This window comes from Streptomyces parvus, assembly GCF_032121415.1.
In the GTDB taxonomy this organism is placed as follows: domain Bacteria; phylum Actinomycetota; class Actinomycetes; order Streptomycetales; family Streptomycetaceae; genus Streptomyces; species Streptomyces globisporus_A.
On the sequence record NZ_CP135079.1, the window covers coordinates 4,395,293 to 4,418,883 of the forward strand.

The 23,591-nt window shown below is 71.7% G+C and carries 22 protein-coding genes; 9 read left to right on the top strand and 13 right to left on the bottom strand.

Annotated elements, in window-relative coordinates; all coding sequences use genetic code 11:
- Positions 1-37: 37 nt before the first annotated feature.
- The 3 genes from RNL97_RS20970 to afsQ1 are packed head-to-tail and all read right to left on the bottom strand — an operon-like array spanning position 38 to position 2,882.
- Positions 38-682 carry a lipoprotein gene (locus RNL97_RS20970; RefSeq protein ID WP_032764718.1) on the bottom strand — a complete coding sequence of 215 codons (645 nt, stop codon included), beginning with the start codon at positions 680-682 and terminating at the stop codon, positions 38-40.
- Positions 679-2,208, bottom strand: a complete 1,530-nt coding sequence (locus RNL97_RS20975; RefSeq protein WP_313751054.1) for a HAMP domain-containing sensor histidine kinase — start codon at positions 2,206-2,208, stop codon at positions 679-681. Before RNL97_RS20975 ends, RNL97_RS20970 begins: the two co-directional genes overlap by 4 nt.
- Entirely contained in the window at positions 2,205-2,882 is a 678-nt protein-coding gene (afsQ1, locus tag RNL97_RS20980; RefSeq protein WP_006127084.1) for a two-component system response regulator AfsQ1, read from the bottom strand. Before afsQ1 ends, RNL97_RS20975 begins: the two co-directional genes overlap by 4 nt.
- Positions 2,883-3,064: 182 nt before the next feature.
- On the opposite strand from afsQ1, the gene RNL97_RS20985 reads away from it, so the two are divergent.
- The 4 genes from RNL97_RS20985 to RNL97_RS21000 all read left to right on the top strand — a co-directional run bounded on the left by RNL97_RS20985 (position 3,065) and on the right by RNL97_RS21000 (position 8,004).
- Positions 3,065-3,895 (top strand): SigE family RNA polymerase sigma factor, encoded by an 831-nt coding sequence (locus RNL97_RS20985; RefSeq protein WP_078651926.1) that lies wholly within the window; start codon positions 3,065-3,067, stop codon positions 3,893-3,895.
- Between the two features lie 239 nt (positions 3,896-4,134).
- Positions 4,135-4,605, top strand: coding sequence for a hypothetical protein (locus RNL97_RS20990; RefSeq protein WP_398867003.1), 471 nt, complete (start codon positions 4,135-4,137; stop codon positions 4,603-4,605).
- Positions 4,606-4,670: 65 nt separating this feature from the next.
- Positions 4,671-6,935 carry a hypothetical protein gene (locus RNL97_RS20995; protein ID WP_313751055.1) on the top strand — a complete coding sequence of 755 codons (2,265 nt, stop codon included), beginning with the start codon at positions 4,671-4,673 and terminating at the stop codon, positions 6,933-6,935.
- Between the two features lie 4 nt (positions 6,936-6,939).
- Positions 6,940-8,004 carry a hypothetical protein gene (locus RNL97_RS21000; RefSeq protein ID WP_313751056.1) on the top strand — a complete coding sequence of 355 codons (1,065 nt, stop codon included), beginning with the start codon at positions 6,940-6,942 and terminating at the stop codon, positions 8,002-8,004.
- A 21-nt stretch (positions 8,005-8,025) separates the two neighbouring features.
- Here RNL97_RS21000 and RNL97_RS21005 read toward each other — a convergent pair whose 3' ends face one another.
- On the bottom strand, positions 8,026-8,736 hold the full coding sequence (locus RNL97_RS21005) for a uridine kinase family protein (RefSeq protein ID WP_030576106.1): 711 nt from the start codon (positions 8,734-8,736) through the stop codon (positions 8,026-8,028).
- Between the two features lie 62 nt (positions 8,737-8,798).
- Here RNL97_RS21005 and RNL97_RS21010 point away from each other — a divergent pair, with 62 nt between their 5' ends.
- Positions 8,799-9,218, top strand: a complete 420-nt coding sequence (locus tag RNL97_RS21010) for a hypothetical protein (RefSeq protein WP_030576109.1) — start codon at positions 8,799-8,801, stop codon at positions 9,216-9,218.
- A 78-nt stretch (positions 9,219-9,296) separates the two neighbouring features.
- On the opposite strand, the gene RNL97_RS21015 is transcribed toward RNL97_RS21010, so the two are convergent.
- Genes RNL97_RS21015 through deoC form a run of 3 tightly spaced genes read right to left on the bottom strand, consistent with a single transcriptional unit; the run spans position 9,297 to position 12,596 of the window.
- A complete protein-coding gene (locus RNL97_RS21015) occupies positions 9,297-10,214 on the bottom strand; it encodes an aldehyde dehydrogenase family protein (protein WP_030576111.1) in 918 nt (305 codons plus the stop codon).
- A complete protein-coding gene (locus RNL97_RS21020; RefSeq protein WP_030576112.1) occupies positions 10,207-11,643 on the bottom strand; it encodes an aldehyde dehydrogenase family protein in 1,437 nt (478 codons plus the stop codon). The genes RNL97_RS21015 and RNL97_RS21020 overlap by 8 nt, the downstream gene beginning before the upstream one ends.
- 5 nt (positions 11,644-11,648) lie before the next feature.
- Complete coding sequence (deoC, locus tag RNL97_RS21025) at positions 11,649-12,596, bottom strand: deoxyribose-phosphate aldolase (RefSeq protein WP_030576113.1); 948 nt, start codon at positions 12,594-12,596, stop codon at positions 11,649-11,651.
- A gap of 134 nt (positions 12,597-12,730) precedes the next feature.
- Between deoC and RNL97_RS21030 the strand changes: the two genes are divergently transcribed.
- A complete protein-coding gene (locus RNL97_RS21030; RefSeq protein WP_030576114.1) occupies positions 12,731-13,369 on the top strand; it encodes a PH domain-containing protein in 639 nt (212 codons plus the stop codon).
- Positions 13,370-13,467: 98 nt separating this feature from the next.
- On the opposite strand, the gene RNL97_RS21035 is transcribed toward RNL97_RS21030, so the two are convergent.
- The 3 genes from RNL97_RS21035 to RNL97_RS21045 all read right to left on the bottom strand — a co-directional run bounded on the left by RNL97_RS21035 (position 13,468) and on the right by RNL97_RS21045 (position 16,635).
- Positions 13,468-15,108, bottom strand: coding sequence for a phospho-sugar mutase (locus tag RNL97_RS21035; protein WP_030576116.1), 1,641 nt, complete (start codon positions 15,106-15,108; stop codon positions 13,468-13,470).
- Positions 15,109-15,256: 148 nt separating this feature from the next.
- Positions 15,257-16,081, bottom strand: a complete 825-nt coding sequence (locus tag RNL97_RS21040; protein WP_243314917.1) for a purine-nucleoside phosphorylase — start codon at positions 16,079-16,081, stop codon at positions 15,257-15,259.
- A gap of 116 nt (positions 16,082-16,197) precedes the next feature.
- Positions 16,198-16,635, bottom strand: coding sequence for a gamma-glutamylcyclotransferase (locus tag RNL97_RS21045; protein WP_006127099.1), 438 nt, complete (start codon positions 16,633-16,635; stop codon positions 16,198-16,200).
- A gap of 261 nt (positions 16,636-16,896) precedes the next feature.
- On the opposite strand from RNL97_RS21045, the gene RNL97_RS21050 reads away from it, so the two are divergent.
- Together RNL97_RS21050 and RNL97_RS21055 are read left to right on the top strand one after the other, a co-directional pair.
- On the top strand, positions 16,897-18,336 hold the full coding sequence (locus RNL97_RS21050; RefSeq protein WP_030576122.1) for an NAD(P)H-quinone dehydrogenase: 1,440 nt from the start codon (positions 16,897-16,899) through the stop codon (positions 18,334-18,336).
- Between the two features lie 186 nt (positions 18,337-18,522).
- The gene (locus RNL97_RS21055; RefSeq protein WP_078651927.1) at positions 18,523-19,485 is read left to right on the top strand and encodes a DeoR/GlpR family DNA-binding transcription regulator; all 963 of its coding nucleotides are present in this window, start codon (positions 18,523-18,525) and stop codon (positions 19,483-19,485) included.
- Between the two features lie 61 nt (positions 19,486-19,546).
- Here the strand turns inward: RNL97_RS21055 and RNL97_RS21060 are convergent, their stop codons facing one another.
- A complete protein-coding gene (locus tag RNL97_RS21060) occupies positions 19,547-20,089 on the bottom strand; it encodes a TetR/AcrR family transcriptional regulator (RefSeq protein ID WP_441350725.1) in 543 nt (180 codons plus the stop codon).
- Between the two features lie 201 nt (positions 20,090-20,290).
- Positions 20,291-22,045, bottom strand: coding sequence for an acetyl/propionyl/methylcrotonyl-CoA carboxylase subunit alpha (locus RNL97_RS21065; RefSeq protein ID WP_030576128.1), 1,755 nt, complete (start codon positions 22,043-22,045; stop codon positions 20,291-20,293).
- Positions 22,046-22,398: 353 nt separating this feature from the next.
- Here RNL97_RS21065 and RNL97_RS21070 point away from each other — a divergent pair, with 353 nt between their 5' ends.
- On the top strand, positions 22,399-22,848 hold the full coding sequence (locus RNL97_RS21070; RefSeq protein WP_030576130.1) for a hypothetical protein: 450 nt from the start codon (positions 22,399-22,401) through the stop codon (positions 22,846-22,848).
- Positions 22,849-22,929: 81 nt separating this feature from the next.
- Here RNL97_RS21070 and RNL97_RS21075 read toward each other — a convergent pair whose 3' ends face one another.
- Positions 22,930-23,541 carry a nucleoside triphosphate pyrophosphatase gene (locus tag RNL97_RS21075; protein ID WP_030576131.1) on the bottom strand — a complete coding sequence of 204 codons (612 nt, stop codon included), beginning with the start codon at positions 23,539-23,541 and terminating at the stop codon, positions 22,930-22,932.
- Between the last annotated feature and the right edge of the window lie 50 nt (positions 23,542-23,591).

Here is a 23,591-nt window from a genome sequence, read left to right on the forward strand (position 1 = left end):
GGGGCCCGGCCTGCGGGCCCGGCGTGCGGGCCCGGCGTCAGTCCAGCCGGAGCGCGTCCGGCGTGGCCAGGTCACCCGGCCGGGACTTCGTCTGCGAGGTGCACAGATAGCCGCGCGGCGGGTAGTCCCCGGGCCCGCCCAGCACCACCGAACCGTCCCGGACCAGCGACTCGCTCTCCGCGTACGTGCACACCAGCTGCGCCAGCGCCTCCGCCGACAGGTCCTCCGGCTGGCTGCTCAGCCGCAGGGTGCCCGCCGGATCGCCGCTCCGGGGCGGATCCACCCGCAGCCCCGCCGGAACCGCGGTGGTGAACCCGGCTCGCCGCTCGCCCGCCGACGGCGCCTGCTGGACCTCCTTCAGCAGCGCGCGGGCCGCCTCCACCGGCTCGGCGCCGATTGCGGCCGCCGGCATCGGACGGTCCACGGTGACCAGCTGCGAGGCGCACACCAGATACACCTCGGCGCTCACACTGTCCGGCGACCGGGTGGCGACGTCCGACGCGGAGAGCCGGCACGGTACCCGGGAGGGCGCGGCCCCCGCGTCCACCGGGACCGAGGTCGTCCGGATCCCGCATCCGGAGACCAGCGCCGCGACCGCCAGCAGGCCTGCCAGGAAGCCGGCCGACCGGCCGCGCGGCCGCATCGGGTTCCGCCTCCGGTACGTGACATCGCCGCGCTTCACGTCGCCCCGTCCTCGCCCGGGGCGCCCGCGCCCGGTTCGTCGCTCCGTACGATCTTGTCGGCGTCGCGCGGCAGCCGCAGCGTGAACACGGCACCGCCGTCGGGGGAGTTCGCCGCCGTGATGTCACCGCCGTGGATGTGCGCGTTCTCCATGGCGATGGAGAGGCCGAGCCCGCTGCCCTCCGACCTCGGGCGGGAGGCGCTCGCCTTGTAGAACCGGTCGAAGACGTGCGGCAGCACGTCCTCGGGGATGCCCGGGCCGTGGTCCCGTACCTCGATGACCAGCTCCTCGCCCTCGGTCCGCACCCGTACGCCCACCGGCGAACCGCCGTGCTTGAGGGCGTTGCCGATCAGATTGGCCAGGATCACGTCCAGCCGGCGCGGATCGAGCCGGGCCATCATGCCGCGCTCCGCGTCCAGGTGCACCGCGTCCAGCCAGGCCCGCGCGTCGATGCACGCGGTCACCTGGTCGGCCACGTCGACGTCGTCCAGGACGAGCCGGGCCGTGCCCGCGTCGAAGCGGGTCACCTCCATCAGGTTCTCCACCAGGTCGTTCAGCCGCCGGGTCTCGCTGACCACCAGATGCACGGCGGGCGCGATCATCGGGTCGAGGGTGTCCGCCTCGTCCTCCAGGACCTCGGCCACCGCGGTGATCGCGGTCAGCGGCGTGCGCAGCTCGTGCGACATGTCGGCGACGAACCGGCGGCTCGCCTCCTCCCGCGCGCTCATGTCCGCGACCTTCTTCTCCAGCGAGCTCGCCGTCCTGTTGAACGTGCGGGAGAGATCGGCCAGTTCGTCCGTGCCGGAGACCACGAGCCGGGTGTCGAGCTTGCCCTCGCCCAGCTTGCGGGCCGCGTCGCCGAGCCGCTGCACCGGGCGCAGCACGGTCGTCGCGGCGGCCTGTGCGAGCAGCGCCGAGCCGACCAGCGCGAGGGCGGTGGCGATCCCCAGCGACCAGGCCAGCGAGTTGAGGTCCTGCCGCTCCTGGTCGAGGGACTTGAGCATGTAGCCGGTCGGGCCGCCGCCGATGATCCGCGTACCGGCCACGAGATACGGCGTGCCCGCGATGCTCGTACGCTGCCAGAACAGGTGGTACTCGTGGTCGTTGCTCGACGTCAGCGGCTGCTTGCGGGCCACCTGCTCCTGCAACGACTCCGGTACGTGGGCGCGGGTGAAGGTGTCCAGGTCGGAGTAGCCCACGATCGGCTTGCCGCGCTCCCGCTCGGCCTCCAGCAGCACGCTGTAGCCCGGGCTGCTGGACGCCATCTCCCCGGCCGCCCGCTGGAGATCGTCCTTGGTGGGCCGCGCCGGCAGCGCCGCCGCCGTCTCCTGCATCTGCCGCCGGAAGTCGCCGAGCGCGGTGTCCTGCGTACGGGTCAGCACGGCCTCGCGGTTGAGCCAGTACGCGATCCCCGAGGCGGACACCGCTGCCACCAGCGCCACCAGCGCGAACACCACGACGAGCCGCATGCGCAGACTGGTCCAGCGCAGCCCCGCACGCAGGGACCGCTTGGCGGTCTCGGTCACTGAGGCGAGTCCAGCCGGTAACCCACGCCCCGCACCGTACGGATCAGGGTCGGCGAGGACGGCACGTCCTCCACCTTCGCGCGCAGCCGCTGCACACAGGCGTCCACCAGACGGGAGTCGCCCAGGTAGTCGTGCTCCCACACCAGCCGCAGCAACTGCTGCCGGGACAGGGCCTGTCCGGGCCGGCGGCTCAGCTCCAGCAGGAGCCGCAGCTCGGTCGGCGTGAGCTGCAGATCCTCCCCGTCCTTGGTGACGGTCATGGCGGAGCGGTCGATCACCACGTTGCCGAAGGTCGCCGAGTCGGTCGACTCGCGCTCCCCGCGGCGCAGCACCGCCCGGATCCGGGCGTCCAGCACCCGGCCCTGGACGGGTTTCACCACATAGTCGTCCGCGCCGGACTCCAGTCCCACGACGACGTCGATGTCGTCGCTGCGCGCGGTCAGCAGAATGATCGGCAGCTGGTCGGTGCGGCGGATCCGCCGGCACACCTCGAAACCGTCGATCCCGGGCAGCATCACATCCAGCACGACCAGGTCCGGCCGCTGCTCGCGCAGCAGCTCCAGGCCGTCCTCTCCCGTCGCCGCGGTGGCCACACGGTGGCCCTGGCGTGACAGCGAGAGTTCGAGGGCCGTGCGGATGGCGTCGTCGTCCTCGATCAGCAACAGGAAAGGCACGAGCGTCATTCTGGCCCATGGTGGCGCTTCAGTTCGACCTGCGGTCCCCTCCGATTGTCCGGGCACGGCCCCAACCGCCCCTGTGACAGGCCTGTGACAGTCGGGGGACAGCGCCATGAAACTGCCCCGGCAAGCTCTTGGTCAGCAAGGAACGAACGGACTCCACCGATAGGGGGCGCGAGATGAACGCACTGCACAGCACCAGCTCAAGCGCAGTTGTCACGCGCCTCCACGACATCGGCCGGAGCAGCGAGAAGTCCGGTGCGACCGGGGGTACCTCCCTACTCGACCGAAGCCGAGAGCTTGGGGGCGTACGGGGGTGTGTTCGGAGCACCGGGCGTCAGCACCTGCCGTCGCAGCCGACCGCGGAGCAGCCGCGTTCGACGTACATGACGGTGGTGGACGCACCCACGGGGGATGTGGGGGGCAACGGGGGAAGCGCGTACGGGAAGGCCACGGGGGATCGCACCACGCGGACGCAGGACGCGGACGCCGAAGCGGCGTTCACGGCCTACGTCCAGGAGCGACGGGCCTCCCTGTACGCGACCGCCTACCACCTGACCGGCGACCGGTTCGAGGCCGAGGACCTGCTGCAGAGCGCCCTCTTCTCGACGTACCGGGCCTGGGACCGGATCAGCGACAAGGCGGCCGTCGGCGGCTATCTGCGCCGCACCATGACCAACCTGCACATCAGCGCCTGGCGCAGGCGCAAGCTCAACGAATACCCGACCGAGGAGCTGCCGGAGACGGTGGGCGACACGGACGCGATGCGCGGCACGGAGCTGCGGGCGGTGCTGTGGCAGGCGCTCGCGCGGCTGCCCGAACTCCAGCGCACGATGCTGGTCCTGCGGTACTACGAGGGCCGCACCGACCCGGAGATCGCGTCCATCCTCGACATCAGTGTCGGCACGGTGAAGTCGAGCATCTGGCGCTCCCTGCGCCGGCTGCGCGAGGACGAGGTCCTCAGCTTCGGACGTGACGAGCAGGAGTCCTTCGGCGAGCTGGTGGCCTGAGGCAGGGCCCTCCGCTTCGGGGGAGGCGGGGGGCACGGGGGAAGTACGGGGGAGCACGGGGGAGCAGTAAAACGGGGACCGAGGGGACCCGGGGGAAAACGGGGGGAACACAGTGGGGTCGTACGGGCCGGGGGGTCCCGTACGGCCCCACTGGCATGCCCCGGAAGCCGAAGACCGCCCTTGTTAGGGTGAGCGGGCCACGTCAGGCGTGGGTGGTACGAAGGATCCCAGGGGGACGGATGAGCAGTCAGGCAGGCGACCCGACAGCGACGGCCGCAACCGGTACCCCACCGGTATCGATGCGGCTCAACGAGGGCCCGGCCGATCCTTCCCCGCCCCCCGTCTACGGACCGTTCGCCCCCGGGCAGGCCCCTGGGCTGGTCTCCAGTCCGGCGCAGAAGCGCGCGGCGGCCAACGCCATAGAGCAGCATCTCGAACCGGACACCAAGAAGTCGGGCGACTGGGCGAGTGAGGAGAACGCGGCCGCGGTGACGGCGCTCGGAGCGCAGGACGGCGAGGGCTGGGTCACCTCGCGTGCGCTGAAGGACGCGCACACGGCGTGGGCCAAGCAGGTCCGGAACCTGATGAACCGACTCGGCAGGGAGAAGAGTTCCCTGCGCGATGCCAACACGATCTTCCGTGGTACCGAGCTCCAGACCCAGCAGCTGTTGGGGCCCTCACTCCCGCCCTCGCCCTTCAACGGCTACTGACCGCTGCGGGCGGGGCAAGCCGGATCGACGCGCTCACAGGCACAGCTGACAACGGGGGTAAGAGCATGCCCAGCTATCACGAGATCATGACCACGGATCTGTCCTGCCTGACCAAGGCCGCGGACAAGTGGACGGAGATGGCGGGAGAGTTCAACAAGCGCGAGAAGCAGTACGAGAAGGGCGTCCACGGCATCACCCTGGGGCAGACCTGGGTCGGGCTGAGCGCGAGTGCCGCCAACGCGTCGTTCGGCATCACCCTCAACGAGTACAAGGCGGCCCAGGCCGAAGCGAAGGCGGTCGCCTCGCTGCTCCGCGACGCGCACACGCAGTTCACCGAGTTCAAGGGCAAGCTGCAGACGGCGAGGAGCGGCGCCGTGAAAGCCGGCATGAAGGTCTCGGAGGCCGGCCGGGTCACCTTTGACACGGAGGCCCTGAGCGAGGGCGCCCGGTCCGCCTATCACCACGACCCGGACTACCAGAAGTCGGTGCGCGAAGCGGTGACCTCCTGGCAGCAGGAGATCGACCGGCTGGTCGCGGCGACATCGGACGCGGACACCGGTGTGGAGATCGCCCTGAAGGCGGTCGTGCAGGACTCGGACGTCACCGACGGCACGACGAACGGCTTCAACGGGAAGCCCGTCGGCGACATCGAGGAGTACGAGGCGCGGAACACCGAGGAGATCGCCGAGCGCCTGATCGATGGCAAGAAGGTCTCTGCCGCGGACCTCGCCGAGTTCGAGCGCTCGATGCGGGACAACGCCGGTGACAAGGCGTTCAGTCAGTCCCTGCTGACGAAGCTGGGCCCCGAGGACACCATCAGGTTGAGCGATGTCCTGTCGGATCGGCAGCAGGAGGGCGGAGCCTCCGGGGCCCAGTCCACGAGGCTTATGGGCGGCCTGGCCAACACGGTGGCGACGGCCACTCAGGTGCCGGGTCCGATGGCGGACGCCGGGCCCGGTTCGGCGAAGTACCAGGCCTGGATCAACAGCGGCGACGGCGCGTTCTACAAGAAGTTCACGGACGGTCTTACGGAGTCCGGGGCCAAGAACCTCGACTCGAAGACCAACCCGCTCTACGGCTACCGCCCGTTCGTCGAGATGATGACGCATGCCGACGTGCCGTTCGACGACCAGTTCCTCAACCGGCTCGGCGACGACATGATCGCCGCGGAGCAGAAGAACTCCGCGATCTTCCAGCAGTGGGGCGGCAACCACCGCGAGGGCCGGGCCGACGCCCTCGACAGCCTGCTCGGTGTGATGAGCAGAAACCCCGACGCGTCGACCGCCTTCTTCAACCCTGACGTGGGCAGGGGACAGGCGCACCTCGACTACCTGATAGGCAACGGGGACAGGGCGCGAGAGTGGCCCCAGGAGCACGTCGTGGCCGGACCGAGGGTGATCACCACCGACGACCCGCTCAGCCGCCATGGCCTGGGGCTCGCTCTGGAGGCCGGGACGACGGGGCAGGAGCCCGGCACGCCTCTGGGCAAGCCCGGCCCGCACAGTGAGAGCCAGGCGCGGGTCATGCAGGCCGTCATTGCGACGCTGGACAACGGGGCCCAGGGCGACACTGTTCCCGAGAACCTCAAGGTCCCTCTCGGCCGTGCGCTGAACGACTACACGGCGGACACCCACGCCATCCTGGGCGGTTATGCGCCGGACAGTCCGGTGGGTCAGGACCGCCCCACCGGATCGGGCGACAGCGCCTCCATCACGAACAGCAAGGAGAGCCTGCTGCGGGTGATGCGCGGGGTGTCCGACGGGGTGATCGGAGAGAACGCCGACGGCGAGCCCGTACGTGTCTACGACGCTCTGTACGAGGGCCAGCGCCGCTACTCCGCGGAGTACCTGGAGACAGGTCGGCAGGTGCCCCAGAGCAGCCTGTCGGAGAACGTGACCAACTGGGATGTCAAGGCACGGCACGTGGGTGAGGCCTTCGGCGGCATGAACGCCATCGGCACGGACATGGTGCTCGATGTCAGGGATGCCGAGGTCGGGAAGATCAACGACCAGGCCCGTTACGCGTACCACGGATTCGGGGCCGCGGCCAACATGATTCCCCAGGTCGGCGACATCGCCCAACGTGCCGTGGACGCCGCCACGTATGAGTGGTCCAAGGACGTCATCACCGAACAGGAGAACATCGCGCGCGAGGGCGTCAGCAAGGAGACGGCGGGAGGCATAGCCGGGACGAACAACCTCATCGACTCCTGGGCCGACACCCGCGAGGCCAAGGGTACCGACGCCGCTGAGAACGCCAAGGGCGAGGCGAAGCAGAGTTACATCACCGGCCGTGAAGAAGCGTATTCGGCCCTGCGAACCAGGAAGTGAGCACGTGAGTACAGCAGAGAGCCGTACGAGGCCGTCGTGGAGGGTCTGGGGGGCCGTCGCCGTGCTGGTCGTGGCGTTCGCGGGGCTGCTGCACGCCTGGCGCAACACCAACGTGCTGACGGAGGACCAGCTCTGCGGGGGGCTGGTTTCGACGGAGAAGGCGGACGCGGTTCTGCCGGGGTCCGGGCGTCTGGACGCCGAAGGGGACGGTCTGGACGACGGCGACCTGACGGATACGAGGTGCAGGGTCGAGAAGTCCTCCGTCGTCCTCGGTTCCGGCGGGAGCGGGCTGACCGTTCGGCTCTGGGGGGTACGGGGCTACGATCCCCTGACGTTCGAGGGGGAGCCCTATCCGACGGGCGCCTCGTTCTTCACGGGCAAGGTCACCGGCGGGGTCGACGCGTACAAGGCGTGGGCCATGCTTCCCGAGAAGTGCTGGACCGACCGGCCGGTGGTCGCCGAGTTCAGCCTCACCGAACCGGCTGCCGACCGTACCGCCTTCGCCGCCCTCGCCACCGACACCGTACGGACCGTCGCGGCCAGGACCGGGTGCGGTGACCTTCCCGAGCAGCCCGGAACGCTCGTGTCTCCTCGCTCCGATGCCGCCCGCCCGGTCACCGAAGGACAGGTGTGCGGCCTGGACGGCCTGACCGTGCGAGGCCAGGTGCCGACAGGCGCGAAGGTCCTCGACGAGGGGCAGAAGGCCCCCGCCGGCCTGTGGACCTGCAAGCTGACCCTGGACGACGAGACGCGCGGCCCCGTCCGTGCGGACGGCTTCATGAAGTACACGGCCTCCCGGGACCCGCTGCTCATCGCCGCCATGCGGAAGTTCCCGGGCACGGCCAAGGGCACGGCGCCGGACGGCCGGGAAGCGGAGAACGTCGACAGGGGCGCTGGAATCATCCTGCCCTGCGCGGAGGGCGGCCCCCTCTACCTGGCGGTGGCTTCGGGGCAGCAGTACCTGGAGGCGGGCAAGCGTCACCCGGACCTGCCGTCCAGGGACGCCTACGTCGAGCCCTTCATGGAGGCTGCCGCCAAGACCTTCGGCTGCGCGGCCCCCACCGGCTGAGCGCGAGCGGGGCGCCCGTCCCTACTCCGGGACCGGCGCCCCCACGCTCGCCCGTCGGCACCGCCCCGCCGCCGCCGCGGCGAACCGCCCCAGCGCCTCCTCCTTGCCGCACGGATACGCCCCCAGCGCCGTCTGCCGGGCCACGATGCGCCGCTCGGCCCGCATCAGCCGCCAGCCGCGCCGCAGCAGGAACGGCACCGACTTGCGGCCCTCGCGCAGGTCCCGTACCAGCCGGCGGCGGAACGTCGTGGACGGGCGGCCGCGCAGGCAGAGCGCGTCCGCGAGCAGGCCCAGCTCCTGGCACCGCTCCACGATGTCCGCCGCGAAGATGCCCTCCGCCACGAACAGCGGTGACCGCTCGATGTGGAAGGTCTCGTGGCCCGTACGCGAGCTGGTGGCGATGTCGTACACAGGAACGTCCGTACGACCGGTCCGGCACAGCCCGGCGATGGCGGCCACCGCCGCGTCCGCGTCCCAGGACCCGGCGGAGTCCCAGTCGATGTCCGTGGAGCCGGGGACCCGGGGCAGCGTCGGGTCGTCGTACTCCTTGTAGAAGTCGTCGAGGCGCAGCACCGGAAGGCCGGTGCGGGCGGCGAGGACGGACTTGCCGGAGCCGGAGGGGCCCGCGAGCAGCACGACGCGGGTCGGGATCGGTTGGGAACTCACAGAACAGAAGTGTGCGGCATTGGCCCGCGCAGGGGACCCCTCGGGCCTCCTGTTGGTATCCAGCATCACACCTCAACTACTCTGCGCGTACGGACGATTACCCAACCAGGCTCGATCAGGTGGAAAACATGGCACTTCATGCACGTAAGCCCGAACGTCGCGTCCTGCTGCGCGCCGGTCTGACCTTCACCGCGCTGGGGGCGGCGCTGGGGGCCGGTGCGGGCTCCGCACAGGCCGTCTCGCTGCCACCGGCGGCCGAGGTGCCCGAGCAGGGGGTCTCCGCCCTCCAGGCGGTCGGCGAGACAGCCGGGCCCGCCGTGACGAGCGCGCTCGGGACCTCGCTGGCCAGCAGCGTCGCCCCGATCACCGACCTCCAGCTGGACCCGCTGGCGGGCACCGGGGTGGACCCGCTGGACAACGCCGTGGGCACCCAGATCGCCGACTTCAAGCCGGTGACGACCGCGATCGTCACCGACCCGATCACCAGTGGCGGCGCGCTGAGCGACCTGCCCGTGGTGGGTTCGCTGACCGGGCTCGTCACCGGCTGACACACGCGGACACGGCGAACGGGGCCGCCCCGGGGTGGGAGGGCGGCCCCGTTCGGGTACCTGCCGGGCGGTCCGTGCTCAGTACGAGGAGCCCGCGGCTCCCAGCGCACCCGTCGGATGCCAGACCGTCTTGGTCTCCAGGAACGCCGTCAGGCGGTGCGTGCCGGGGGACGCCGACCAGTCCGTGGAGTCGGACGCGCCGTCGGCGTCCACGGGCTGTGGGCGAAGGACGCGCTTCAGGTTGTCCGCCGCCGCGATCTCCAGCTCCTTGGCCAGGGCGGTGTCCGCGCCGGTCAGGTCGATCGCGTTGACGTCCTGGTGGGCGGCGAGCGGGGCCGCGATCTCCGCCGTGACGCCCGAAAGGATGTTGACCACACCGCCGGGCACGTCCGAGGTGGCCAGCACCTCGCCCAGCGACAGCGCGGGCAGCGGGGCGTCGGCGGAGGCGATGACGACCGCCGTGTTGCCGGTCGCGATCACCGGGGCGATCACCGAGACCAGGCCGAGGAACGACGACTCCTGCGGCGCGAGGACCGCGACGACGCCCGTCGGCTCGGGGGTGGAGAGGTTGAAGAACGGGCCCGCGACCGGGTTGGCCCCACCCGCGATCTGGCCGATCTTGTCGGTCCAGCCCGCGTACCAGACCCAGCGGTCGATCGCCGCGTCCACCGAGGCCGCCGCCTTGGACTTCGACAGCCCCTCGGAGGCGGCCACCTCCCGGACGAACTGCTCCTTGCGGCCCTCCAGCATCTCCGCGACGCGGTAGAGGACCTGGCCCCGGTTGTACGCGGTCGCGCCCGACCAGCCGCCGAACGCCTTGCGCGCGGCCACGACCGCATCGCGAGCGTCCTTGCGGGAGGACTTCGGCGCGTTGGCGAGCCACTGGCCCTTGGAGTCCGTCACCTCGTACACCCGGCCGCTCTCGGAGCGGGGGAACTTGCCCCCGACGTACAGCTTGTAGGTCTTGAAGACGCCAAGACGGTTCTGATCAGACATCGAGGTACGCCTCCAGGCCGTGGCGGCCGCCCTCGCGGCCGAAGCCCGACTCCTTGTAGCCGCCGAACGGCGACGTCGGGTCGAACTTGTTGAACGTGTTGGCCCAGACGACGCCCGCGCGGAGCTTGTTGGCGACCGCGAGGATGCGGGAGCCCTTCTCCGTCCAGATGCCGGCCGAGAGGCCGTACTGACTGTTGTTGGCCTTGGCGACCGCCTCGTCCGGGGTGCGGAACGAGAGCACGGAGAGCACCGGGCCGAAGATCTCGTCCCGGGCGACCGTGTGCGCCTGGGTGACGTTCGTGAAGAGCGTCGGGGCGAACCAGTAACCGGAGGAGGGCAGTTCGCAGGGGGCGCTCCAGCGCTCCGCGCCCTCCGCCTCGCCGGTCTCGACCAGGGCGGTGATCCGGGCGAGCTGCTCGGCGGAGTTGATCGCGCCGATGTCGGTGTTCTTGTCCAGCGGGTCGCCCAGGCGCAGCGTGGAGAGCCGGCGCTTCAGGGCGTCCAGCACCTCGTCCTGGACCGACTCCTGGACCAGCAGCCGGGAGCCCGCGCAGCAGACCTGCCCCTGGTTGAAGAAGATCCCGGTGACGATGCCCTCGACGGCCTGGTCGATCGGGGCGTCGTCGAACACGATGTTCGCGCCCTTGCCGCCCAGCTCCAGGGTGACCTTCTTGTCCGTGCCCGCGACGGAGCGCGCGATGGCCTTGCCGACGGCGGTCGAACCGGTGAAGGCGACCTTGTCGACGTCCGGATGCGTGACGAGCGCCTCGCCCGCGTCCCCGTAGCCGGTGAGGATGTTGACGACGCCCTTGGGCAGCCCCGCCTGGCGGCAGATGTCCGCGAAGAACAGCGCGCTCAGCGGGGTCGTCTCGGCGGGCTTCAGCACCACCGTGTTGCCCGTGGCGAGCGCCGGGGCGATCTTCCACGCGAGCATCAGCAGCGGGAAGTTCCACGGGATGACCTGGCCGGCCACGCCCAGCGGTCGGGGGTCGGCCCCGTAGCCCGCGTGGTCCAGCTTGTCCGCCCAGCCCGCGTAGTAGAAGAAGTGCGCGGCGACCAGCGGGAGGTCCGCGTCGCGGGTCTCCTTGATCGGCTTGCCGTTGTCGAGGGTTTCGAGGACGGCCAGCTCGCGGCTGCGCTCCTGGATGATCCGGGCGATCCGGAACAGGTACTTGGCGCGTTCGGAGCCGGGCAGCGCCGACCACTTCTCGAACGCCTTGCGTGCCGCCTTCACGGCCCGGTCCACGTCCGCCGTGCCCGCCTGCGCGATCTCGGAGAGGACCTCCTCGCTGCTCGGCGAGACGGTCTTGAAGACCTTGCCGTCGGCGGCCTCGGTGAACTCGCCGTCGATGAACAGCCCGTACGACGGGGCGATGTCGACGACGGAACGGGACTCCGGCGCCGGTGCGTACTCGAATGCGGATGCCATGGCTATCAGTCCACCGTCACGTAATCGGGGCCGGAGTAACGGCCGGTGCTGAGCTTCTGGCGCTGCATCAGCAGGTCGTTGAGCAGGCTGGACGCGCCGAACCGGAACCAGTGCGGGTCCAGCCAGTCCTCGCCAGCGGTCTCGTTCACCAGGACCAGGAACTTCACCGCGTCCTTGGTGGTGCGGATACCGCCGGCCGGCTTCACACCGATCTGCACGCCGGTGGCCGCCCGGAAGTCCCGGACCGCCTCCAGCATGAGGAGGGTGTTGGCGGGGGTGGCGTTGGTGGCCACCTTGCCGGTCGAGGTCTTGATGAAGTCCGCGCCCGCGAGCATCCCGATCCAGGAGGCCCGGCGGATGTTGTCGTACGTGGACAGCTCGCCGGTCTCGAAGATCACCTTGAGGCGGGCGGGGCCGCACTCCGCCTTCACGGCGAGGATCTCCTCGTACACCTTCAGGAACCGGCCGGAGAGGAACGCCCCCCGGTCGATCACCATGTCGATCTCGTCGGCCCCGGCCGCCACGGCGTCGCGGACGTCCGCGAGCTTGACGTCCAGCGCGGCACGGCCCGCCGGGAAGGCGGTCGCAACGGAGGCCACCTTCACACCGGAACCTGCCAGCGCGGCGGCGGCGGTGGCCGCCATGTCGGGGTAGACGCAGACGGCCGCGGTGCGCGGGGTCGTGCGGTCGGTCGGATCGGGGTTGACGGCCTTGGCGGCGAGAGCCCGGACCTTGCCCGGGGTGTCCGCGCCTTCCAGCGTCGTCAGGTCGATCATCGAGATGGCGAGATCGATGGCGTACGCCTTGGCCGTCGTCTTGATCGAACGGGTTCCGAGGGAGGCGGCGCGCGCTTCGAGGCCGACGGCGTCGACGCCGGGCAGCCCGAACAGGAAGCGGCGCAGCGCACTGTCGGACGCCGTCGCGTCGGAGAATGCGGGAGCAGTGGTGGGCATGGTCACCAGAGGAGCATATCTACGCGCGTAGCGACCTGTACAGGGGGCCGGGCGATCCGTGCGTTCCCCTCCGGGGGCGCGAGCGCGGGCGGGCGCTCCGCCGGGCCGGACGCCCATCGGGCAGAATCGGCCCCATGACGAGCCCCACACCTCCCGCAGAGCCGCCCCACGCCGACCGGGCCTACCGTTCCGTGGCCGCGCTGGTCTGCGGGTCGCTGCTGCTCCTGCTGATCGCCTGGATGGGCGGGGACGCCATGGTCCGGGGCGAGGGGCGGACGCCGTGGCTCGCGGCGGCCGCGCTGCTCCTCGTGGTGCCGCTGGTCGTGGCGTTCACCCTGCGGCCCGCCGTCTTCGCGAACGACGAGCGCATCCGGGTCCGCAACCCGTTCCGGACGATCCAGCTCCCCTGGACCGAGGTCGCCGACGTACGGGCCTCGTACTCCTCCGAGCTGCTCGCCCAGGACGGCACGAAGTACCAGCTGTGGGCGATCCCCGTCTCCCTGCGCGCCCGCAAGCGCGCGGCGCGCAGTGCGGCCCGTGCGGCGCACGACGACCCCTACGGCCGTACGTCGGTCAGCGCCGACGTCCGCGACGCCGCCGGGCGTACGGCCTCGGCCGACCAGACCGTCCGCGATCTGCGGGACATCGCCGAGCGGGCCGGTGACACGCCCCGCGAGGGTGCGGACCGGGGCTCGGTGCGCTGGGCGTACGAGGTGATCGCCCCGGCCGTCGCGGGGGCCGTCCTGCTGGTGGTGCTGGGGGCCGTGGGCTGAGGCGGGGTTGCGGCGGCGGCCCGCCGACGCAGGAGGGCCGGTACCCCACCCGGGGTACCGGCCCTCCTGCGTCGCGGTGCGCTCAGCCCGCCGGCCCGTCAGATACCCGCGGCCGTCGCCAGGTCCCGCTTGATCCCGGCGAGCAGTTCGGTTCCCCGGGCCCGCGCGGCGGGCAGCCCGGCCGCGTCCGCCACCGGGACGACGACCTCCAGGTAGCACTTCAGCTTCGGCTCGGTGCCGCTCGGGCGGACGATCACCCGGGCCCCCTCCAGCCGGTAGCGCAGCCCGTCGGTGGGCGGCAGCCTGTCCGTGCCCCGCGACAGGTCCTCGGCCGAGGTGACCGCGAGACCGGCCAGGGCGGTCGGGGGCTGCTCGCGAAGCCGGGCCATGGCGTCCGCGATGACCGACAGGTCCTCCACCCGCACCGAGAGCTGGTCCGTGGCGTGCAGGCCGTGGGCGAGCGCCAGATCGTCCAGCAGGTCCAGCAGCGTCCGGCCCTGCTCCTTGAGTACGGAGGCCAGCTCGGTGACGAGAAGGGCGGCGGTGATGCCGTCCTTGTCGCGGACGCCCTCGGGGTCGACGCAGTAGCCGAGCGCCTCCTCGTAGCCGTACCGCAGGCCGTCCACCCGGGCGATCCACTTGAAGCCCGTCAGCGTCTCCTCGTAACCGAGGCCCGCCTTCCCGGCGATCCGGCCGAGCAGCGAGGACGACACGATCGACTCCGCGAACACACCGCTCGCGCCCCGCTCCACCAGGTGCGCGGCGAGCAGCGCGCCCACCTCGTCACCGCGCAGCATCCGCCAGCCGCCCTCGACGGAGGTGTCGGGCACGGCGACGGCGCAGCGGTCCGCGTCCGGGTCGTTGGCGATGATCAGGTCCGGGGCCGCCCGGCGCGCGGTGGCGAACGCGAGATCCATCGCGCCGGGCTCTTCCGGGTTGGGGAAGGCCACGGTGGGGAACGCCGGGTCGGGGTCCGCCTGTTCGGCCACCAGCACCGGGGCCGGGAAACCGGCCCGCTCGAACGCGGCGGTCAGCACGGAGGTGCCGACGCCGTGCATCGCGGTGTAGACCGTGCGCGCGGTGCGGGGGCTGCCGGCGGCCAGGACCGCGTCCGTACGGGCGAGGTACGCGCCCAGGACCTCCTCGCCGAGCGTCTCCCAGCCGTCCTCGGGGCGTACGACGCCCGCCAGCGGGCCGACCGCGGCGATGGCGGCGGCGATCTCGCCGTCGGCGGGGGGCACGATCTGCGAGCCGTCGCCGAGGTAGACCTTGTAGCCGTTGTCGCGCGGCGGGTTGTGGCTGGCGGTGACCTCGACGCCCGCGACGGCGCCCAGATGCCTTATGGCGTACGCCAGGACGGGGGTGGGGAGCGGGCGGGGCAGCACGGCGGCGCGGAGTCCGGCGCCGGTCATCACGGCGGCGGTGTCGCGCGCGAAGTCCGCCGACTTGTAGCGGGCGTCGTAGCCGATGACGACGAGCCCGCCCTCCTGCCCCCGGGCCTTCAGGTAGGCGGCGAGGCCCGCCGCCGCCCGGATCACCACGGACCGGTTCATCCGCATGGGGCCGGCCCCGAGTTCGCCGCGCAGTCCGGCGGTGCCGAACTGGAGCGTGCCCGCGAAGCGGGCGGCGAGCTCCTGGGCGTCGCCGGCCTCGATCAGCGCGGCCAGCTCGCCGCGCGTCTCGGGGTCGGGGTCCTCGGCCAGCCAGGTTCTGGCCTGCGCGATGAGGTCGTGCTGCACGGGGGCCGCCTTTCGGGGGTGTGCGGGTGGTGGGGCGGTGCGGGTGGGTGGGATGCCGGGGCTCCGCCCCGGACCCCGCTCCTCAAACGCCGGAGGGGCTGAAACGGCCCGGTCCTCAGGCGCGGGAGGGGGTGGAGAACCAGGTTTCCTAGATGCGCTCCAGCACCCTCGCCAGCAGCGCGCCCATCCGGGTCGCCGAGTCGCGGCCCGCCTGGAGGACCTCCTCGTGGTTGAGGGGTTCTCCGGACAGGCCCGCCGCCAGGTTGGTGACCAGGGAGAGGCCGAGCACCTCGGCGCCCGCCTCGCGGGCCGCGATGGCCTCCAGGACCGTGGACATGCCCACCAGGTCGCCGCCCATGACCCGGACCATGTTGATCTCGGCCGGGGTCTCGTAGTGCGGGCCGGGGAACTGGACGTACACGCCCTCTTCGAGGGTGTCGTCGATCTCCTTGCACAGGGCGCGCAGCCGCGGGGAGTACAGGTCGGTCAGGTCGACGAAGTTGGCGCCGATGATCGGGGAGGCGGCCGTCAGGTTGATGTGGTCGCTGATCAGGACCGGCTGACCCGGGCGCATGCCCTCGCGCAGACCGCCGCAGCCGTTCGTCAGGACGACCGTCTCGCAGCCCGCGGCCACCGCCGTACGGACCCCGTGGGCGACGGCGGCGACGCCCCGGCCCTCGTAGAAGTGCGTGCGGCCGAGGAAGACCAGGGCGCGCTTCTCGCCGATCTTGTACGAGCGGACCGTGCCGCCGTGGCCCTCGACGGCGGGAGCCGGGAAGCCGGGCAGCTCGGTCACGGGGAACTCGGCCTCCGGGACGCCGAGTGCCTCGCCCGCGGGCGCCCAGCCGGAGCCCATGACCAGGGCGACGTCATGGGTCTCGGCGCCGGTCAGCTCGCGCAGGCGGGCGGCGGCCCTGGCGGCGGCCGCCTGCGGGTCGCCCTGGATGTTGTCCGGAATAACAGATGCGTTCACGCCGATGAGCGTAACCGCTGAATCCCTACGCGCGTAGATGCACTGACGCAAAGACGCGCACGAGGCGTTTGTGCTTTTGCACGAAGAGGGGTGGGCCGGGTCGGTGTCCGCCCTGGTCAGCAGGGGCGCTTGCGCAGTTCCATGACGTAGTCGTGCGGGGCGCCCGCGGACTCGGCCGCGTCGGCGATCTCGCCCAGATAGCGCGCCGAGGGCAGCCCGCCCTCGTACCCGTTGAGCACATAGATCCAGGCCGGCTCCTCGCCGTCCAGGGTGTGCACCCGGATGCGCATACGGCGGTAGATGTCGAGGCCGACGCCCTCCCAGCGGTCCATGGAGTCCTCGTCCATCGGCGCCAGGTCGTACAGCGCGACGAAGACCTGGGAGCGCGGCGCCTCCACCACGGTGGCCAGCGCCCCCTCCCAGCCCATCTGCTCCCCGCCGAAGGTCAGCCGCCAGCCGTTGAGCCAGCCGGTGCTGCGCATCGGGGAATGCGGGGCGCGGCGGGTCATCAGCCGCGCGTCGAGGTTGCCGGCGTACGCGGCGTAGAGCGACATGGGTCCGAGGGTACGGGAGGTGGGGGCGGGAGCGGCGGTTCCTGTGATGAAGGCCCCGGCCGGGGGAGCGGGGGCGGAGGGGTGAGGGGCGGGCGCGGCGCCCGTTCCGGGGGCACGTTCCCGTATGGAGGGCCCCGGGGCGAAGCACCTTGGCGCGTGCGGGACAATGGAGTACGTACTGCATTCCCCCGGGGCGATCCCCCGGACCCCCGGCCGGGGCGGCAGGCGGCCGCGGGTTACACAACGCGAGGCGGACTTTTCGTGACCCGGATCGTGATCATCGGCGGCGGCCCCGGCGGCTACGAGGCGGCCCTGGTGGGCGCCCAGCTCGGCGCGGAGGTGACCGTCGTCGACTGCGACGGCCTCGGCGGAGCCTCGGTCCTCACCGACTGCGTGCCCTCGAAGACCCTGATCGCGACGGCCGAGGTGATGACCACCTTCGACTCCTCGTACGAGGAGCTGGGCATCATCGTCGCCGACGACACCCCGCACCGCGAGCAGGCCGCCCGGGTCGTCGGCGTGGACCTCGGCAAGGTCAACCGCCGGGTCAAGCGCCTCGCGCTCGCCCAGTCCCACGACATCACCGCCTCCGTCACCCGGGCCGGCGCCCGCGTGATGCGCGGCCGGGGCCGGCTCGACGGGCTCCAGGCCGCCGACGGCTCCCGCCAGGTCGTCGTCACTGCCGCCGACGGCACCGAGGAGCGGCTGACCGCCGACGCGGTGCTGATCGCGACCGGCGGTCACCCCCGGGAGATCCCGGACGCGCAGCCCGACGGCGAGCGCATCCTGAACTGGACCCAGGTCTACGACCTCGACGAGCTGCCCGAGGAGCTCATCGTCGTCGGATCCGGTGTCACCGGCGCCGAGTTCGCCGGTGCGTACCAGGCGCTCGGCTCGCGGGTCACCCTCGTCTCCTCCCGTGACCGGGTGCTGCCGGGTGAGGACCCGGACGCCGCCGCCGTCCTGGAGGACGTCTTCCGCCGCCGCGGGATGAACGTCATGGCCCGCTCCCGCGCCCAGTCCGCCAAGCGGGTCGGCGACCGGGTCGAGGTGACGCTCGCCGACGGCCGGGTCATCACCGGTTCGCACTGCCTGATGGCGGTCGGCGCGATCCCGAACACCGCGGGCATGGGCCTGGAGGAGGCCGGCGTACGGCTCAAGGAGTCCGGGCACGTCCTCACCGACCGGGTCTCGCGCACCAGCGCCCCCGGCGTCTACGCGGCCGGTGACGTCACCGGGATCTTCGCGCTGGCCTCGGTCGCCGCCATGCAGGGCCGCATCGCGATGTACCACTTCCTCGGCGACGCGGTCGCCCCGCTGAACCTCAAGGCCGTCTCCGCCAACGTCTTCACCGACCCGGAGATCGCCACCGTCGGCTACAGCCAGGCCGACGTCGACGCGGGCAAGATCGAGGCCCGGGCCGTCAAGCTGCCGCTGCTGCGCAACCCGCGCGCGAAGATGCAGGGCATCCGCGACGGCTTCGTCAAGATCTTCTGCCGTCCCGGTACGGGGATCGTGGTCGGCGGCTGTGTGGTCGCGCCGCGCGCCAGCGAGCTGATCCACCCGATCTCGATCGCGGTCGACAACAACCTGACGGTGGAACAGATCGCAAACGCCTTCACCGTGTACCCGTCCCTGTCCGGATCGATCGCCGAAGTGGCCCGGCAGTTGCACACCCGCAAGCTCACGGACGAGGGCTGAGCGTCCGGGAAGCCGGGCAACTCACGTCAAAACCCGGCGGATCGGGCGGTGCTGCGACCGCCTCGTGATCACCCCCGAACAACGAAGGGGCCTCCTATACCACTTGGGGGCCCCTTTGAAGTACAACTTCTGTTATTCGGCGCAAACTGCTGAAAACTCACCGGCGGCCAGGTTACTGTCAGTTTCGTGTTCGCTGCAGAACGTCGTCAATTGATCCTCGAAATGGTGCGCGCCAACGGGGCGGTATCGCTCCGTGAGCTCGCCCGCGTCGTCCAGACCTCCGAAGTGACCGTACGGCGGGACGTGCGGGCACTGGAGGCAGAAGGACTCCTCGACCGCCGGCACGGCGGTGCGGTCTTGCCGGGCGGTCTTACGCGGGAGTCCGGCTTTCCGCAGAAATCCCATCTCTCCACCGCGGAGAAGACCGCGATCGCCGACCTGGCCGCAGGCCTCGTCGGCGAGGGCGAGGCCATCGTGGTCGGCGCCGGTACGACCACGCAGGAGCTGGCCCGCCGGCTCGCGCGGGTCCCCGGTCTGACCGTCGTCACCAACTCCCTGCTGGTGGCACAGGCGTTGGCCCATGCCAACCGGGTCGAAGTCGTCATGACCGGCGGCACCCTGCGCGGGAGCAACTACGCGCTGGTGGGCAGCGGGGCCGAGCAGTCCCTCCAGGGGCTGCGGGTCTCCCGGGCCTTCCTCTCCGGGAGCGGCCTCACGGCGGAGCGTGGCCTGTCCACCTCCAACATGCTCTCGGCCAGTGTCGACCGCGCTCTCGTGCACGCCGCCGCGGAGGTGGTCGTCCTGGCGGACCACACCAAGCTCGGCTCGGACACCATGTTCCAGACGGTGCCCACCGAACTGATCACCCGCCTGGTGACCGACGAGCCCCCGCTCCACGACGAGCGGGCCGCCGCCGAGCTGCAGTCCCTGGCCGACCAGGGTGTGGAGGTCACGGTGGCGGGGCCGGACACGGACGCGCCGGGCGGGGACGGCCCCCCTCCGGGGCGCCAGCCCCGGCGGGACATGCCCCTGCCCGGCCAGCGGCGCACGCAGAACGGCGGCCTCGGCCCGCAGCTCCGCAGCGCTTCCGCCTTGGCGGACGTGCCGGGCGAGCGGGGAGCACGGGTGGCGGATCTGCGGCGGCGGTAGGCCGTGCGTCGGGGGCGATGTCCCGGACCCCGCTCCTCGAACGCCGGAGGGGCTGGTCCGGCTACTTCAGCCCCCGCAGCGTCAGCCGCAGCAGCCGGTCCGCCAACTCCGGGTCGTCCGGAGACTGTTCGGCCGCCAGGGCGATCGCGTTCGTCAGCTGGAGCAGGTCGTCGATGGAGACGTCGCCCCGTACGGACCCGCTCTCCTGAGCCCGCCGCAGCAGCCCCGCGCCCGCTTCCCGGAGCGGCAGATGGCACTGCACCAGGGCCGAGGTCTCGTCGCGCGAGGCGGACATCAGGGAGTGGGCCAGGCCGCGGTACTCACCCGCATGAGTGACGATCGCACCCAGCCAGTCCACCAGCGCCCGGCACGGGGCCTCCGCCGCCGCCAGTTCCCGGGAGCGGTCCAGGAGTGAGCACAGGGCGTCCTGGAAGACCGCGTTCATCAGGGCGTCCCGGTTCGGGAAGTGCCGGTAGAGGGTGCCGATGCCCACGCCCGCCCGGCGGGCGATGTCCTCCAGCGAAGCGTCCGTACCGTGCTCGGCGAAGGACCTGCGCGCCTCGCCCACCAGCCGGTCGTGGTTCCGGCGCGCGTCCGCGCGCATCGGCCGGGCCGGCGGCTGTGCCGTGCTCGCGTCCATCGGGATCGCCCCTGCCATGGCTTTCGCCCCTCCCTCGGTCCTCGGGCCCCTTTGACCTCACGGCCCCCTCGGACCCTGCGTCGGTTCCAGGATGCCACTGCCGCGAAGGGGCCCGGCCCACGTCGTGAGGACGTGGGCCGGGCCCCTTCGGAGCGTGCCGGGCGGTCAGTCCTTGATCTCGCAGATCAGCGCGCCGGAGGAGACGGATGCACCGACCTCGGCGGTGAGGCCCTTGATGGTGCCGGAGCGGTGCGCGTTGAGCGGCTGCTCCATCTTCATGGCCTCCAGGACGACGACGAGGTCGCCCTCCTTGACCTCCTGGCCCTCCTCCACCGCGATCTTGACGATGGTGCCCTGCATGGGCGAGGCGAGGGAGTCGCCGGAGGCGGCGGAACCGGCCTTCTTGGCCGCGCGGCGCTTCGGCCTGGCACCGGCCGCGAGGCCCGTACGCGCCAGGCTCATGCCCAGCGAGGACGGCAGCGAGACCTCCAGGCGCTTGCCGCCGACCTCGACGACGACGGTCTCACGACCGGTTTCGTCCTCCGCGTCCGCCTCGGCGGGCGCGGCGAAGGGCTTGATGTCGTTGACGAACTCGGTCTCGATCCACCGGGTGTGCACGGTGAACGGGTCCGCGGTGAAGGCGGGGTCGGCGACGACGGCCCGGTGGAACGGGATCGCGGTGGCCATGCCCTCGACCTGGAACTCCGCCAGCGCGCGGGCGGCCCGCTGGAGCGCCTGCTCGCGGGTGGCGCCGGTGATGACCAACTTCGCCAGGAGGGAGTCCCACGCCGGGCCGATGACCGAGCCGGACTCGACGCCCGCGTCCAGGCGGACGCCCGGGCCGGTCGGCGGGGCGAAGGTGGTGACGGTGCCGGGGGCGGGCAGGAAGCCGCGGCCCGGGTCCTCGCCGTTGATCCGGAACTCGAAGGAGTGGCCGCGCACCGCCGGGTCGCCGTAGCCGAGCTCCTCGCCGTCGGCGATGCGGAACATCTCGCGTACGAGGTCGATGCCGGTGACCTCTTCGGTGACCGGGTGCTCGACCTGGAGGCGGGTGTTGACCTCCAGGAAGGAGATCGTGCCGTCGAGGCCGACGAGGAACTCGACCGTGCCCGCGCCGACGTAGCCGGCTTCCTTGAGGATCGCCTTGGACGCCGCGTACAGCTCGTCGTTCTGCGCCTGGGTCAGGAAGGGGGCCGGGGCCTCCTCCACCAGCTTCTGGTGGCGGCGCTGGAGCGAGCAGTCACGGGTGGAGACGACGACCACGTTGCCGTGCTGGTCGGCCAGGCACTGGGTCTCCACGTGGCGCGGCTTGTCGAGGTAGCGCTCGACGAAGCACTCGCCCCGACCGAACGCCGCGACCGCCTCGCGGACCGCGGAGTCGTACAGCTCCGGGATCTCCTCCAGCGTGCGGGCCACCTTCAGGCCGCGCCCGCCACCGCCGAAGGCGGCCTTGATCGCGATCGGGAGGCCGTTCTGCTCGGCGAACGCGACGACCTCGTCGGAGCCGGAGACCGGGTCCGGGGTGCCCGCCACGAGCGGGGCGCCCGCGCGCTGCGCGATGTGCCGGGCGGCGACCTTGTCGCCGAGGTCGCGGATGGCGGCCGGCGGCGGGCCGATCCAGGTCAGCCCGGCGTCCAGGACGGCCTGGGCGAACTCCGCGTTCTCCGACAGGAATCCGTACCCCGGGTGGATCGCGTCCGCCCCGGAGTCCGCGGCGGCCTGCAGCACCTTGGCCATGTCCAGGTAGCTGGCGGCCGGGGTGTCACCGCCCAGGGCGAACGCCTCGTCAGCGGCCCGGACATGCAACGCGTCCCGGTCCGGCTCGGCGTAGACCGCGACACTCGCGATCCCCGCGTCCCGGCACGCCCGAGCAACGCGGACAGCGATTTCGCCACGGTTGGCGATGAGCACCTTGCGCACGATGACTCCCTCCTCGAAACAAGCTGAGTTTAGGGACTACCGACACGGCCGTACGACCTGTCCCCAATGGTGAGCTTGCCCACACGGAGTGTGATCCGAGGCTTGCCCCAGTAGTGAAATCCCTTGTGGCACCACGGTACGCCGGGATCCTCAACCGCACAGTAACCAGCCGGTGTGGTCCAGGTCTCTGTCATGGCAGTCAATGCCGCACGGCGTTTCTTTGTGGACTCCCTACGAACGGTCGGTGGATTCTTTGCCCGGCGCCCGGGCCCGTCCAACCCCTTGTCCGGAGGAATACCCGCGAGTAGCGTCCGCGCTACGCACGTACCAGAGGTAACAGGGGTGGGACGCAGATGCGCAGACCGGTGGCGATCGTGACGGCGCTCGTGCTGTTCGGGGAGGCGGTGGGCATCGTGATCGTCAACGCCGTCCTGGCCACGGTCGCCGAGAACCAGAACATGTCGCTCGCCGGCATGGACCCGCGCGCCATGTCCGCCGGCACCTGGGTGATGGGCGGTGTCTCCGGGCTGCTGCTGGTCCTGTGCGGGCTGACAGCCCTGATCGCCGGGGTACGCGACCGCGCACCGGGACGCGTCGGACGGATCGTCCTGATCGGCTGCGCGGTCGTGCACGGAGTCCTCGGCGCGGTCACCGTCGGCCTGGTCGGCTGGGCCGCCTTCGCGTTCATGATGGTGGTGCTGGCCCTGCTGGTCCTCACCCTGCTGTCGTACGGGCCCGGGGCCCGGGCCGAGGAAGCGGTGGGCGGCGACAGGGGCGACAAGGCGGCCCCGGCGGCCGTCTGAGCCGCCGGAAGGAGCGGCCCGAGCCGTCGGGGGAGGCCGGCTCGGACTCAGAGACCCGGGCCCATGGCCGAAAGTCCTGCCTCAGACCCACAGCTCCGTGACCGACACGTCCAGCTCGCCCAGCAGTCGGCGCAGCAGGGGCAGCGAGAGGCCGATGACATTGCCGTGGTCGCCCTCGATCGAGTCGACGAACGGGGCCGACCTGCCGTCCAGCGTGAACGCCCCCGCGACGTGGAGCGGTTCACCCGATGCCACGTAGGCGGCGACCTCGGCGTCGCTCGGCTCGCCGAACCGTACGACCGTGGAGGCCGTCGCCGACGCCGTACGGCCGGAGGCGGTGTCGATCACGCTGTGCCCGGTCTGCAGCACCCCCGCCCGGCCGCGCATCGACTTCCAGCGGGCGGTGGCCTCCTCGGCGTCGGCGGGTTTGCCGAGCGCCTCGCCGTCCAGTTCCAGCACCGAGTCGCAGCCGAGGACCAGGGCGCCCGCCGCCTCGGGGCGCTCCGCGACCGCCGCCGCCTTGGCCCGGGCCAGAACGAGCGCGAGCTCGGCGGGGGTCGGGGCGCTCAGCGCGTCCTCGTCCACCCCGCTGACGATCACCTCGGGGGCGAAACCGGCCTGGCGCAGCAGACCGAGACGGGCGGGGGAGGCGGAGGCGAGCACAAGACGGCGCTGATCAGTCATGCACGCCATCGTAGAAGGGCCACCGGGCCCCACGGCAGCGGATGCCGGGACCGCGGACG

What these genes read in the sequence shown, in the direction of transcription:
- RNL97_RS21070 (WP_030576130.1), top strand. Translation starts at nt 22,399, where the DNA reads ATGCGCAGACCGGTGGCGATCGTGACGGCGCTCGTGCTGTTCGGGGAG.
- RNL97_RS20990 (WP_398867003.1), top strand. Translation starts at nt 4,135, where the DNA reads ATGAGCAGTCAGGCAGGCGACCCGACAGCGACGGCCGCAACCGGTACC.
- RNL97_RS21015 (WP_030576111.1), bottom strand. Translation starts at nt 10,214, where the DNA reads ATGTCTGATCAGAACCGTCTTGGCGTCTTCAAGACCTACAAGCTGTAC.
- deoC (WP_030576113.1), bottom strand. Translation starts at nt 12,596, where the DNA reads ATGCCCACCACTGCTCCCGCATTCTCCGACGCGACGGCGTCCGACAGT.
- RNL97_RS21005 (WP_030576106.1), bottom strand. Translation starts at nt 8,736, where the DNA reads ATGCTGGATACCAACAGGAGGCCCGAGGGGTCCCCTGCGCGGGCCAAT.
- RNL97_RS20985 (WP_078651926.1), top strand. Translation starts at nt 3,065, where the DNA reads ATGAACGCACTGCACAGCACCAGCTCAAGCGCAGTTGTCACGCGCCTC.
- RNL97_RS21030 (WP_030576114.1), top strand. Translation starts at nt 12,731, where the DNA reads ATGACGAGCCCCACACCTCCCGCAGAGCCGCCCCACGCCGACCGGGCC.
- RNL97_RS21010 (WP_030576109.1), top strand. Translation starts at nt 8,799, where the DNA reads ATGGCACTTCATGCACGTAAGCCCGAACGTCGCGTCCTGCTGCGCGCC.
- RNL97_RS21075 (WP_030576131.1), bottom strand. Translation starts at nt 23,541, where the DNA reads ATGGCGTGCATGACTGATCAGCGCCGTCTTGTGCTCGCCTCCGCCTCC.
- RNL97_RS21060 (WP_441350725.1), bottom strand. Translation starts at nt 20,089, where the DNA reads ATGCGCGCGGACGCGCGCCGGAACCACGACCGGCTGGTGGGCGAGGCG.
- RNL97_RS21020 (WP_030576112.1), bottom strand. Translation starts at nt 11,643, where the DNA reads ATGGCATCCGCATTCGAGTACGCACCGGCGCCGGAGTCCCGTTCCGTC.
- RNL97_RS21045 (WP_006127099.1), bottom strand. Translation starts at nt 16,635, where the DNA reads ATGTCGCTCTACGCCGCGTACGCCGGCAACCTCGACGCGCGGCTGATG.
- RNL97_RS20995 (WP_313751055.1), top strand. Translation starts at nt 4,671, where the DNA reads ATGCCCAGCTATCACGAGATCATGACCACGGATCTGTCCTGCCTGACC.